The 13,679-nt window shown below is 36.7% G+C and carries 11 protein-coding genes and 1 pseudogene; 11 read left to right on the plus strand and 1 reads right to left on the minus strand.

Features of this window, described 5'->3' with window-relative positions; all coding sequences use genetic code 11:
• The first annotated feature begins 466 nt into the window (after nucleotides 1-466).
• The 11 genes from CCAND38_RS09870 to aroQ all read left to right on the plus strand — a co-directional run bounded on the left by CCAND38_RS09870 (nucleotide 467) and on the right by aroQ (nucleotide 13,406).
• Nucleotides 467-838, plus strand: coding sequence for an HU family DNA-binding protein (locus tag CCAND38_RS09870; protein ID WP_042010485.1), 372 nt, complete (start codon nucleotides 467-469; stop codon nucleotides 836-838).
• A gap of 153 nt (nucleotides 839-991) precedes the next feature.
• Nucleotides 992-2,221 (plus strand): glycoside hydrolase family 27 protein, encoded by a 1,230-nt coding sequence (locus tag CCAND38_RS09875; RefSeq protein WP_042345120.1) that lies wholly within the window; start codon nucleotides 992-994, stop codon nucleotides 2,219-2,221.
• 604 nt (nucleotides 2,222-2,825) lie between these two features.
• Entirely contained in the window at nucleotides 2,826-4,361 is a 1,536-nt protein-coding gene (gene lepB / locus CCAND38_RS09880; RefSeq protein WP_042345122.1) for a signal peptidase I, read from the plus strand.
• Between the two features lie 12 nt (nucleotides 4,362-4,373).
• The gene (locus CCAND38_RS09885) at nucleotides 4,374-5,006 is read left to right on the plus strand and encodes a WbqC family protein (protein WP_042345124.1); all 633 of its coding nucleotides are present in this window, start codon (nucleotides 4,374-4,376) and stop codon (nucleotides 5,004-5,006) included.
• Between the two features lie 17 nt (nucleotides 5,007-5,023).
• The gene (lpxD, locus tag CCAND38_RS09890; protein WP_042010469.1) at nucleotides 5,024-5,938 is read left to right on the plus strand and encodes a UDP-3-O-(3-hydroxymyristoyl)glucosamine N-acyltransferase; all 915 of its coding nucleotides are present in this window, start codon (nucleotides 5,024-5,026) and stop codon (nucleotides 5,936-5,938) included.
• A gap of 6 nt (nucleotides 5,939-5,944) precedes the next feature.
• Nucleotides 5,945-6,628, plus strand: a complete 684-nt coding sequence (locus tag CCAND38_RS09895) for a cell division ATP-binding protein FtsE (protein WP_042010471.1) — start codon at nucleotides 5,945-5,947, stop codon at nucleotides 6,626-6,628.
• Between the two features lie 106 nt (nucleotides 6,629-6,734).
• Nucleotides 6,735-8,414, plus strand: coding sequence for a M23 family metallopeptidase (locus tag CCAND38_RS09900; protein WP_042345126.1), 1,680 nt, complete (start codon nucleotides 6,735-6,737; stop codon nucleotides 8,412-8,414).
• Between the two features lie 178 nt (nucleotides 8,415-8,592).
• Nucleotides 8,593-8,970: a RidA family protein gene (locus CCAND38_RS09905; RefSeq protein WP_042010475.1), complete on the plus strand. Its 378-nt coding sequence runs from the start codon at nucleotides 8,593-8,595 to the stop codon at nucleotides 8,968-8,970.
• A 150-nt stretch (nucleotides 8,971-9,120) separates the two neighbouring features.
• The gene (locus CCAND38_RS09910; RefSeq protein WP_042010477.1) at nucleotides 9,121-9,342 is read left to right on the plus strand and encodes a DUF2795 domain-containing protein; all 222 of its coding nucleotides are present in this window, start codon (nucleotides 9,121-9,123) and stop codon (nucleotides 9,340-9,342) included.
• A gap of 231 nt (nucleotides 9,343-9,573) precedes the next feature.
• Nucleotides 9,574-12,927 (plus strand): preprotein translocase subunit SecA, encoded by a 3,354-nt coding sequence (secA, locus tag CCAND38_RS09915; protein WP_042345127.1) that lies wholly within the window; start codon nucleotides 9,574-9,576, stop codon nucleotides 12,925-12,927.
• 65 nt (nucleotides 12,928-12,992) lie between these two features.
• A complete protein-coding gene (gene aroQ / locus CCAND38_RS09920; protein ID WP_042345130.1) occupies nucleotides 12,993-13,406 on the plus strand; it encodes a type II 3-dehydroquinate dehydratase in 414 nt (137 codons plus the stop codon).
• 144 nt (nucleotides 13,407-13,550) lie between these two features.
• On the opposite strand, the pseudogene CCAND38_RS12110 reads toward aroQ, so the two are convergent.
• Nucleotides 13,551-13,679: pseudogene (locus CCAND38_RS12110) on the minus strand (IS1 family transposase); the annotation flags it as partial.

The raw sequence follows: 13,679 nt of genomic DNA on the forward strand, positions 1-13,679 counted from the left end.
TACGATGGTATAGGAAACCGTAGGGGCGTATCGCAATACGCCTTTATGATGGTACAAGAAACCGTAGGGGCGTATCGCAATACGCCTTTATGATGGTATAGGAAACCGTAGGGGCGTATCGCAATACGCCTTTATGATGGTACAAGAAACCGTAGGAGCGTATCGCAATACGCCTTTATGATGGTACAAGAAACCGTAAGGACGTATTGCAATACGCCCTTACGATGGTATAGGAAACCGTAGGGGCGTATCGCAATACGCCTTTATGATGGTATAGGAAACCATAGGAGCGTATCGCAATACGCCTTTATGATGATACAAGAAACCGTAAGGGCGTATTGCAATACGCCCCTACGATGAAAAAATAAAAATGTTAATTTTTTTTGTTTCTCACGGAAAATGAATACCTTTGGTAGCGAAAACATCGTTTTTCAACATTGAATTTCTAACCAAAAAAACTAAAGCTATGAAGTATCATTTAGTACAAAAAGCAAATCCGCAAGATCGCAGTAAAAAGAAATTTTATGCCAATGCGGTAATTTCGAGTAAAGTAGAACAAAAGGATATCGCTAAAACGATTTCATCTAAATCGTCACTTACGGCTGGTGATATTGCCAACGTAATTCAGAATCTATTAGAAGAGCTTCCGAAAGAACTACTAAAAGGGAATAGCGTAAAGCTGGGCGATTTTGGAACATTCCGCATCTCGATTAGCAGTGAAGGCGTCGAAAACGAAAAAGATTTTAATGCTTCAATGATTAAGGACGTTCGCATTATCTTCACTCCAGGTGTGGAAATGAAAAAAGCCATTGAAGGAATTTCTTTTGAAAAATCGTAAAAAGAGGGTTTAAAATTTACGGCTGTATCTTTTGTACAGCCGTATTCTTTTTACGTAGTGGTCTTAAAAGTAATGTAAGAAAAGTTATAGTTTTTTTATTAATTTCAATTTAAAATTTTAATCTGTAATTTAATAACGTTTAAAAACTGAGTTATGGTTAAGAAATACTTTTTTTTAGGAATCCTTCTACTATTTGCTGTCATTGGCGTACATGGACAAAAGGCTACAGCCGAAACACCCCCTATGGGGTTTATGACTTGGAACTATTTTGCTGAGAACATTTCTGAAAGTCAACTCAAAGAAGTTGTTGATGCAATGGTAAGTACAGGATTACGTGATGCTGGGTACAACTTTATTTTTATTGATGATGGTTGGCAAGGAGGAAGAGACGCTAAAAATAATCTTATTCCTGACCCTAAAAAATTTCCTTCAGGAATGAAGGCTTTTGCCGACTATGTTCATAGTAAAGGAATGAAATTGGGAATTTACTCTAACGCTGCTGAACTTACTTGTGCAGGTTACACTGGAAGTTATGGCTTTGAGGAAAAAGATGCTAAAACTTTTGCTCAATGGGGCATTGATTACCTGAAATATGATTACTGTCATGCTCCTTCCGATTGGAAAGTTGCTATTGAGCGTTATGAAAAGATGGCAATCGCTTTACAAAACAGTGGTAGAGAAATCACTTTTGGTATCTGTGAATGGGGTGACCGAGAGCCTTGGTTGTGGGGGAAAAAAGCGGGAGGACAACTTTGGAGAACCACAGCCGACGTTCGTGATAAATGGAAAAGCATAGAACCTTACAAGAATGCAAAAGAACTTCACAGAGTAGGAGCAGGTATTTTAGACATTGTGAATCGAAATGCAGAGCTCAGCTCTTATGCAGGAATCAACGGTTGGAACGATGCCGATATGCTCGTTATTGGATTATATGGCAAGAAAGGACCTTCTGGTGATTTAGGAGGTGTAGGTTGCACCGATACAGAATATCGTTCACAAATGTCGCTTTGGTGTTTAATGGCTGCCCCTCTAATGATTACTTGTGATGTCAGAAATATGAACGAAACCACACACAAAATCTTAATGAATCACGATGTAATTAAAATTAATCAAGATAAACTTGGTAAACAAGCCACACGAATCGTGAATAGCAACGACTGGCAAATATTCCTAAAACCATTGCAAAATGGAGATATAGCTATCGGGATTTTAAATACTGCTGATAATAAACGTAGCTTCAATCTGAAATTAGATGAATTAGGAATTACAAACAAAAAAACTTCTGAAAATCTATGGACTAAAACAACGTCTGCTGTTAAAAATAATCAAATAAAGATTACGGCAGACTCGCATGAAACAATCTTGTTACGTCTTTCAAAATAAAAATGCAAATGAAAACGTTTTAAAGAAAAGCAAAATCCTTATGTAAGATTGAAGTCAAAAGAGCAATATTTTTATTTTTTTTAAAAGTAATAGAATTATTATGAATCAATCAGTTACTTTTTTTTAACTAATGAAAAATGAACAAGAATAAAGTTCTACTACTTATACAATTGAAATTTTTATAAAAATTATTCATTAGAATTATTTCTAAGACACATTTTAAAATACAGAAATAAAGAAAGAAATGATTTTTCATGTAACAATTTAAAATTTTTGTATACTAAAATAAATAAAACTTACGTCAAGAAAAAAAAATGTTGACGTCAGGAAATTTTTAAAAATAGATTTAGATGTGGCGTTGTTCAATGCTGTAGTAATAATTCAAAAGGGAAAGATGTACTGCACTACATCTTTGTAATAGAAAACAATATGTAAAGAAAACTTACCTCTGAACAAATCTGCCGATGTATTGAATTTACACTTCAGTATTGGGTGGAATACCATCATTTGGCAGGTAAATTTGCCGTGCCAAAAAAAATGGAGGCAGTATTGTTTAATCAAGATTAATTTTTATCTTTGTGAACTTTAAATTTAAACACAGAATATGGCGTATTTTTATATTTTAGTTATAGCACAGTTAGTCAATGGTTTATTCTTTTGGAAAGGATACGAAAAGGCAGGTTATAAAGGATGGCAAGCCTTTGTTCCTTTTTACAATACGGTCATTTTTCTTAGGATTATAGAACGTCCATGGTGGTGGTTGTTCTTAGTGTATCTTCCTGTAATAGGGAATATTATGCTCATTGTGATGAACTATGAATGGTTGCATGTGTTTGGCTATCGCAAAAAACGTTACACGCTACTTTCGGTTTTGACTTTGGGTTTGTTTACTGCTTATGTAAGTTATACCGCTTTTTACGTAAAAAAAGACAATCAGGTTATCAAAAAGAATGTATCTTCGTGGATAAGTGCTACTCTATTTGCCGTAGTAGCAGCTTCAGGAATTCATACCTATTTCATTCAACCTTATATGATTCCGACTTCATCGCTGGAAAAAACATTGTTAGTAGGTGATTTTCTGTTTGTTAGCAAGTTCCACTACGGAGTTCGTGTACCGATGACACCACTTGCTCTACCGATGGTTCATGATTCAGTACCTGTGTTAGGAGTAAAGTCATACTTCAGCAAACCGCAACTACCTTATTTGCGTTTACCTGCCTTGCAGAAGATTGAGCGTAATGATATTACGGTTTTTAATTGGCCTACGGATACGGTGCGTTTTTTCCGCGACCCGTCAAATATTCACGTTCATAAACCTATTGATAAAAGGTCGAATTACGTGAAACGAACTGTTGCTTTGCCTGGCGATGTGTTTGAGATTAAGGATGGAGACGTGCATATCAATGGTAAAAAAGAGATATACCCGGTAAGAGCTAAGTTGCAGTCTTCCTACGTTGTTGAAGTGCAACCCAATAAAGGGGTTTTCGATAAATACAGTATGTACAAACAGTTCGGTGTGACGGATTACTTTTTCGAAATTCAGCCTAACGTATATGTTTTCTCCTCTTTAACAGAAGCAGTAGCCGAAACTCTACGTCAGAATCCAAATATTGTATCTGTGAGAAAACGAGTGGAAGAGGTCGGAAAATATAATCCATCGGTGTTTCCGCATTCCGAAAAATATCCATGGAATGAAGATCAATACGGTCCAATTACCATTCCTGCTGAGGGAGCTACAGTAGTTTTGTCAGCTGAAAATTTACCGTTGTACAAACGTATTATTGAAGAGTACGAAGGTAATAAACTTCGGATACAAGGAGAAGATGTTTATATAAACGACATAAAAACGAATTCCTATACCTTTAAACAGAATTATTACTGGATGATGGGAGACAATCGTCACAATTCCGAGGATAGCCGTTATTGGGGATTTGTACCTGAGGATCACGTGCTTGGAAAACCCGTCTTAGTTTGGATGAGTTTAGACAGAAACGCTTCGGGATTGGACAAAATCCGTTGGAATCGTTTGTTCACTACGGTCAATGGCGAAGGGGAACCTGTTTCATACAGATACTATGTGTTGGCAGCTCTTGGATTATGGTTGGCATATAGTTTATTAAGAAAGAAAAAGAAAAAATAATTTCATTAGAAAATGTTAGAAAGCGTACTTTTGCATCCTACTTATTTTCCGTCAATTGCTCAATTTTATTGGATATTGAACCGTCCGTGTGTGTTGGAGGTTTCGGACAACTATCAAAAGCAAACACTCCGAAATCGGGCATACATTTACGGTGCTAACGGAAAACAGGCTTTGAATTTACCTATAAAACATGTGGGAGGAGAAACAGGCAGACAATTGTTCAAAGATGTTAAAGTTGAAAACCATTTTCCTTGGCAGCGATTGCATTGGAAGAGCCTCGAAACGGCATATCGTACTTCTCCTTTTTTTGAATATTATGAAGATGATTTACGTCCAATTTTTGAAAAAAACTACACCTTTTTATTGGATGTGAATATGGATACTATCGAAACGGTGTTGGCTTGTTTGCAAACCGATATTAATTTTGATAAAACCGTTTCCTACGAAGCTACTCCAAAATACTTGAAGGATGCTCGGATTTTGACCAACGCTAAAAAAGAATTGCCTGTGGAAATGACGGAATATCATCAGATTTTTTCCGATAAACATGGATTTATTCCCAATTTATCTATTTTGGATTTGCTCTTCCACGAAGGGCCTAACACCCAAGATTATTTAGCAACTCAGATATATATAAACATATAACATAAATAACACAGAAAATGCGTTTTCCACAACCATATACACTCAAACAAATAGCAACAATTATCGGGACTTCCTTTGTGGGTGATGACAATTTCCCTGTTTTAGGGATGAATGAAATCCACGTGGTTCAAGCAGGGGACATCGTTTTTGTTGACCATCCGAAATACTATGATAAAGCCTTGCAATCAAATGCCACAGTGGTACTTATTAACAAAGAAGTAGAGTGTCCTAAAGGCAAAGCTCTGCTAATTTCAGACGATCCTTTTCGGGACTTTAACAAACTGACAGAGTTTTTTAAACCTTTCCTGAAATCTACCGCTTTGGTCTCGCCAACCGCTAAGATTGGAAAAAATACAATTATCCAGCACGGTGCTTTCATAGGAAATAACGTACAGATAGGCGATAATTGTGTAATTCATTCGAATGTAAGTATCTATGACGATTGTATTATTGGCAATAACGTAACGATTCATGCGGGAACCGTGTTGGGAGCCGATGCATTTTACTATAAAAAGCGTCCCGAAGGGTTCGATAAGTTGAAATCAGGCGGTCGTGTGGTTATCGAAGATAATGTTGATTTGGGAGCTTTGTGTACTATCGACCGCGGAGTTACAGGTGACACTACTATCAGAAAAGGAACAAAAATAGATAATCAAGTTCATGTAGGACATGATACTGTTATCGGTGAAAAATGTTTAATAGCTTCCCAGACAGGAATTGCGGGTTGTGTTGTTATAGAAAATGAGGTAACCATCTGGGGGCAGGTAGGTATGACCAGTGGGATTACTATTGGAGCCAAAGCAGTTATCTTGGCTCAAAGTGGTATCTCAAAATCGTTGGAAGGAGGCTTGACTTATTTTGGATATCCAGCCGAAGAAGCTCGAAAAAAATATAAAGAAATGGGAGCCTTACGCAGACTTATAACTCAGTAAATCAAAATGGAAGCACCAATAGTACATCTTAAAAATACATTCATTCAACAACGGTCAAGCGTGGTGTTGTCAGATGTGAATTTGACCATCAACAAAGGAGAGTTGGTCTATGTAATCGGAAAAACGGGAACGGGAAAGAGTAGTTTAATTAAACTTCTTTACGGCGATTTGCCTTTGCTTAAGGGTGAGGGGTATGTGGCAGGGTTTAACCTAAAAAAAATGCAAGAGTCCGACATCCCCTTGTTAAGACGTAAGTTGGGTGTCGTGTTCCAAGACTTTAAATTACTTTCAGACCGAAATGTATTCAATAATTTGGCTTTTGTTTTAAAAGCCACAGGTTGGAAGGACTCCAATAAAATTAAACAACGTATTGAGCGTGTGTTGGCAAAAGTGAAAATGGAAGATATGATTTTGAAATTTCCACACGAATTGTCCGGAGGAGAACAACAACGCGTGGCAATAGCCAGAGCTTTACTCAATAATCCTGAACTTATTTTAGCAGATGAACCAACTGGGAACTTAGATCCCGAAACTAGTGTTGAGATTATGCAAGTATTGAAAGAAATCAATGCTTCGGGGCGTACTATTTTAATGGCAACTCATGACTACGCCTTGATTTTAAAGTTCCCATCAAAAACTTTGAAATGCGATGAATCCAAGCTTTTTGAGGTTATCCAAAGAACTGTTTAAAAGATTTTCTGAAAAATATTAATATAGCATTTATTTTCACCACGACTCCAACTGCCTACAGCGGAAGGTGTCATGCAAATGGAAATAATAAAATCAAGATAACTCAATGAAATTTTCACTAACTATTTTTGTACTATTCATTAGTTTTTTTTCATATTCCCAAACCAAAACTGACTATATTTCACCGTTGGACATTCCGCTGTTACTCTCAGGTAACTTTGGCGAGTTACGAGGAAGTCACTTCCATGCAGGGGTCGATTTCAAAACTCAAGGCAAAGAAGGATTGAAAATCTATGCTATCGAAGATGGGTACGTTTCTCGTATTAAAGTAGGGGCATATGGTTACGGTAAGGCTTTGTATGTCACACATCCCGATGGGAATACCAGCGTGTATGCTCACTTACAGAAATTTTCACCCGATATTGAAAAATATATTAAGAAAAGACAATACGCACGAAAATCGTTCGAAATAGAAGCCTATCCCAAAGCTATCGAGCTACCTGTGAAAAAAGGAGAATTAATTGCTTATGGAGGAAATACAGGTAGTAGTGGCGGGCCTCATTTGCATTTTGAAATCCGTGATTCGAGTGCCAGAGCCATGAACCCTTTGTTGTTTGGCTATGACATTTTAGATGAAATTCCACCCAGTGTGTATCAATTGGTAGGCTATTCTCTTGGGAGCGATTCTCAAATTGAGAAATCACAATTGCCACGACAAATCAATATGACCAAACAATCGGACGGGTCGTACTTAGCAGATAAAATTACAGCCAGTGGTAGCATCGGTTTAGGAATACAATCTATTGATAAGCAGAACGACACTTATCACATTTGTGGAGTTTACCGTGTTACCTTGGAAATCAACGGAATTGTACATTTTCAATATGTTTTTGACAAATTGGATTTTACAGAAGCACGTTATATTAATGTTTTTTCTGATTACGAGCAGTATGTGGATAAAAAAACAAGAATCCAGTTGTTGTACAAAAAAGCCGGAAATCGTATTTCAACGATTTACCGAAATATAAAAAATAACGGACATATTGACGTTCAGGATGGTATGTCCTATTTGGCAACCATTTCAGTTGAAGACATTAAAGGTAATACCACTCGAATTGTCGTTCCTATCGAAGGGAAGCAACAGGAAATAATAGAGCCCAAACCCATTGCAGAAGGGAAATTATTAGTAGCTAAGCGTGACCAGTTCTACACTTTTGAAAATGGAAATGTTTATTTTCCTGAAAATACATTTTATGATGATTTTATGATACAAATCGATAGTAAAAATGACACCCTTTCGCTACATCATCCACGAGAAGCTATACATAAGCAATTTACTTTGAATATTGAAAATAAGAAATTTACGGAAGAGGAAACTGCACAAGTGTTTATCGCTTACTTGAATGAGAAAAATCGACCTTCGGCAGAACGGACAACTTACAAAAATGGAGTTTTCACGGCAAAAACTCGTAATTTAGGACGATTTACCCTTATGAAAGATACCATTCCACCAACTGTGAGACCCGTGAATTTCAAAAATAATGGATTGTTAAATGCTTCAACTTTAAAAGTGGAAATCAAGGACGATTTGAGTGGAATTGGGAGCTATTCGGCATCCCTTAATGGTGAGTGGATTTTGTTCGAGTATGATCCCAAAACACGGATACTTACGTTTGATTTTTCGGACATAGAGGCAAAAAAAACAGATACGTATAAGTTAGAAATGATTGTTAAAGATGGAGTAGGGAACGTCCAAAAGCTAAACGTCTCGTTCAAGAAGAAGTGATCAAACGTATAAAAATTCGCTTTATAATTGTTTGATTTTTTCATAGAAATGTTAATATATGAAACATTAAAAAGATTAAAATTTCAACACGTATAGAAAGAAAAAGTAAACTTTTGGTAAAATTTAAAATCAACGTAAGTAGTTTATAAAGACAACAACATTTTAAATATTTATAAATATGAAACAAATAATTTTTACAGAAAATGCACCCGCACCGATTGGGCCTTATAATCAAGCTATTTTGGCAGGAAACACATTGTATGTTTCAGGACAAATTCCTGTAAATCCAAAAACTAATGAAGTCGTTAAAGGCATTGAAGCAGCAACCACTCAAGTGATGGAAAACCTAAAAGCGGTTTTAGAACAAGCAGGAGCCACGTTTGAAAACGTGGTAAAGACGACCATTTTCCTTAGTGATATGGAGCAATTCGGACAAGTAAATGCTATTTACGGAAAATATTTTGACGAAAAAACAGCTCCAGCACGTGAAACAGTGCAAGTGGCAAACCTTCCTAAATATGTAGAGGTCGAAATCTCTTGCGTAGCCGTATTGTAAATTTGAGTAAATTTCCATATCCAAAAAAGCTGTCTATTTCTAGATAGCTTTTTTATTTATGTAAAATTTAACAACAAAAAAAATAAAAAATATTTGCATAGTTAAAAATAAAATTTACTTTTGCAGAAATTTTAAAATACCTATTAAGCTATGTATTGGACGTTAGAATTGGCATCTTACTTAAGCGATGCACCTTGGCCTGCAACTAAAGACGAGTTGATTGACTATGCAATTAGAACAGGAGCTCCTATGGAAGTTGTAGAAAATCTTCAATCGCTTGAAGATGAGGGGGATATGTACGAGTCTATCGAAGAGATATGGCCTGATTACCCATCTGAGGAGGACTATCTGTGGAATGAAGACGAGTATTAATGGAATTTGACAATAGAAAGAAGTCTCTTTTTTGAAAGAAGAGGCTTTTTTTGTTTATTGACTTTTTGTCAGTTTTAAAACTATTGGTATATTTGTTGCCTTGTAAAAGCGTTCTGAATCCTTGCTCAAAACAGATGAACCTTTATAATTATATAAAATATTTAAGATGTTAGTATTAAGCATTTTATTAGAAAGGCCTACTAACTCTAACCACTAAATAACGTATTAGAAATGAGTATTGTAAATTCACTGATTAAAATTTTTGTAGGTGATAAAGCAAAAAGAGATTTAAAGTCTATTCAGCCTATTGTAGAAAAAATAAAAACATATGCACAACAGTTGGAAGCTATTTCTAACGATGAATTACGTGCTAAAACAATTGAATTTAAACAAAAAATTCGTGACGCTCGAGCTGAATTTGATGCTAAAATATTTGATTTACAACAGAAAGCAAATCAAACGGATGATATAGATGAAAAAGAAGATCTATATACCGAAATTGACAGTTTAAATGCAGAGGCCTATGAAATTTCAGAAAAGACTTTGGATGAGATTTTGCCTGAGGCTTTCGCTGTAGTTAAAGAAACTGCACGGCGTTTGGCAGGTAACCCCACTCTTACGGTTACGGCGACCCCTTATGATAGGGAACTTTCGGCTACTAAATCCTACGTAACAATCGAAGGTGATAATGCTGTTTGGCAAAACTCTTGGGATGCGGCAGGTAAGCAAGTTACTTGGGATATGGTGCATTATGACGTACAGCTTATCGGAGGGATTGCTCTGCATCAAGGAAAAATTGCAGAAATGCAAACAGGAGAGGGGAAAACTCTCGTAGCTACTTTACCGGTCTATTTGAACGCTTTAACAGGAAATGGAGTACACTTGGTAACCGTGAACGATTATTTGGCACGTAGGGATAGTGCTTGGATGGGGCCACTTTTTGAGTTCCATGGAATGCGTGTGGATTGTATTGACAATCATCGACCTAATTCACAGGAACGTCGTAATGCCTATAATGCTGACATTACCTACGGAACTAATAACGAATTTGGTTTTGATTACTTGCGTGATAATATGGCACATACATCGGAAGATTTGGTGCAACGAGTTCATAATTATGCAATTGTCGATGAGGTAGATTCGGTGTTAGTAGATGATGCTCGTACTCCGTTAATTATATCAGGGCCAACGCCTAAAGGAGAGTTGCACGAGTTTAACGAATTGAAACCCTTAGTGTCGGATTTGGTGTCGAAACAACGTCAGTATTTGACAAAGGTTCTTGCCGACGCCCGTAAGCTCATTGCGGAAGGAAACACCAAAGAGGGAGGTTTTCTATTGCTTCGTGTGTATCGGGGATTGCCCAAAAATAAAGCACTTATTAAGTTTTTGAGTGAAGAAGGAGTTAAGCAATTACTTCAAAAAACCGAAAACTTCTATATGCAGGATAATAATCGCGAAATGCCAAAAGTAGATGAGGAATTGTATTTCGTGATTGATGAAAAAAATAATCAAATAGAGCTTACCGATAAAGGTTTTGCTGATATTTCTTTTGATGGGGATAAGAATTTCTTTGTACTGCCCGACATTAGCATTGAAATAGCAAAAATAGAAAAACAAGGTTTGCCTATTGAGGAAGAGGCAGCCTTAAAGGAAAAATTATTTCAGGATTTCAATGTAAAAAGTGAGCGTATTCACTCATTGAATCAGTTATTGAAAGCCTACACGTTATTTGAAAAAGACGTTGAATATGTGGTAATTGACAACAAGGTATTGATTGTTGATGAACAAACAGGGCGTATTATGGATGGTCGCCGTTATTCCGACGGATTGCACCAAGCTATTGAAGCAAAAGAGAACGTAAAAATTGAGGCTGCAACGCAAACGTATGCTACCATTACCTTACAGAATTATTTCCGTATGTACAACAAGCTATCGGGAATGACGGGTACTGCAATTACGGAAGCTGGGGAATTTTGGGAGATTTATAAATTAGATGTAATGGAAATCCCTACCAACAGGCCTATTGCTCGTAAGGATAAAAATGATTTGATTTATAAGACCAAACGTGAAAAATATAATGCTGTAATTGAGGAAGTTGCGCGTATTTCAGAAGCGGGTCGTCCTGTACTTATTGGTACAACTTCGGTAGAGGTTTCAGAACTTTTGAGCCGTATGCTTACCATGCGTAAAATCAAGCATAATGTTTTGAATGCTAAGTTGCATAAAAAAGAGGCTGAAATTGTAGCAGAAGCTGGACAGCCTGGGGTGGTGACTATTGCAACCAACATGGCAGGTCGAGGAACTGATATTAAGTTAACTCCAGAGGTAAAGGCTGCAGGAGGTTTGGCAATTATCGGTACAGAACGCCACGATTCACGTCGTGTGGATAGACAGCTTCGCGGTCGTTCGGGACGTCAAGGAGACCCTGGAAGTTCTTTATTTTTCGTGTCATTAGAGGATAATTTGATGCGTTTGTTTGGTTCGGAACGCATTGCTAAATTTATGGATAAATTAGGACATAAAGAAGGTGATGTGATTGAGCATTCATTAATGACTAAGCGTATCGAAGCAGCACAAAAGAAAGTAGAGGAAAACAATTTTGGTATTCGTAAGCGTTTGCTTGAATATGACGATGTGATGAATGCACAACGTGAGGTAATCTACAAACGCCGTCGTCACGCTTTGGAGGGAGAACGCCTTAAAGTGGACTTGGCGAATATGATTTATGATACTTGTAAAGTTATTGTAGAGCAAAATAAAGGAGGAAATAATTTCAAAAATTTTGAATACGAACTTATTCGATTTTTCTCTTTGAAATCTCAAATTACCGAATCTGAATTCGGAAAATCGTCTGTTAATGATTTGATTAATACACTTTACAAAGAAGTATTGATTCACTATCAAGAAAAGACAGAACGCAGTGCCGAAACAGCTTTTCCTGTGATAAAAAGTGTTTACGAAAATCCATCGAATACCTATGAACGTATCGTAGTGCCATTCACGGACGGACAAAAGGCTATGAACATCGTTACCGATTTGAAGGAGGCTTACGAAAGTAATGGCAAGAAATTAATCAGTGATTTTGAGAAAAATATCACTTTAGCTATCATTGATGAGGAATGGAAAACGCATTTACGTCGTATGGATGAACTTAAACAGTCGGTACAATTGGCTGTGCATGAGCAGAAAGATCCGTTACTTATCTATAAATTTGAGGCTTTCGAGCTTTTTAGTTCAATGATAGATAAAGTAAATAAGGAAATTATTTCATTTCTGTTCCGTGCCGAATTGCCTACGCAGAATACACCAATTCAAGAGGAACAACGAGTACAACGTCAGCCTGAAAATTACCGAACATCGCGTGAAGAAGTTGGCGATGAGGTGGCAAATCAACAGCGTGAAGCTGGACAGGCTGTGTCAAGACGTTCGCAAGTGGTGGAAACTATCGTACGTGAACAACCTAAAATCAATAGAAATGAGCGTATTATGGTACAAAATATTCGTACCGGTGAACGTAAAGAAATGAAATATAAACAAGCTATTCCCCTCATTGAAAAAGGAGAGTGGATTGTAGTTCCGAATTAGTTAAGTTACTAAATGAAATTGAAAGGCTATCTGAACAGGTAGCCTTTCTATATAATCAACATATTATGAAAATAGCAATCATCAATGGGCCTAATCTGAATTTATTAGGAAAAAGAGAGCCTGAAATCTACGGAAGTGAAACTTTTGAACAATTTTTTGAAAAGTTGCAAAAGAAATATCCTTCCGTGCAACTAACTTATTATCAGAGCAATATAGAAGGAGAGCTCATTGATAAAATTCATGAAATAGGCTTTGAATATGACGGAATAATCCTCAACGCGGGGGCTTACACGCATACGTCTATTGCTATTGCCGATGCTATCAAAGCAGTCACCACCCCTGTATTAGAAGTGCATATTTCCAACACCTATGCACGTGAAACTTTTCGTCATAAATCCTATATTTCGCCTGTGGCTAAGGGACTTATATTAGGTTTGGGTTTGAAAAGCTATGAACTGGCATTGATAAGTTTTCTATAAATTCGCTATTCGTTTTACGAAATTACAAATTACGAATTACGAATTACGGAAAAGCCTCGCCCCCGTAATTCGTAATTTTTCATTCGTAATTAACTATCGTAATTCGTAATTAACTATCGGGTAGAGTTACACAAGGTATGATACTCAAATCCATCCAAAATTGATGTAGAAAAACACAATTTCAAAAGCTTTTATATGGTTTTCAAACTTTTTTGAAAAACAACAAGTTTTCCTCACCGCTCGGCGTATCCGATGTCTCAAAAGTGTGTTGTT

The sequence above is a fragment of the Capnocytophaga canis genome (genome assembly GCF_000827555.1).
Taxonomy (GTDB): domain Bacteria; phylum Bacteroidota; class Bacteroidia; order Flavobacteriales; family Flavobacteriaceae; genus Capnocytophaga; species Capnocytophaga canis.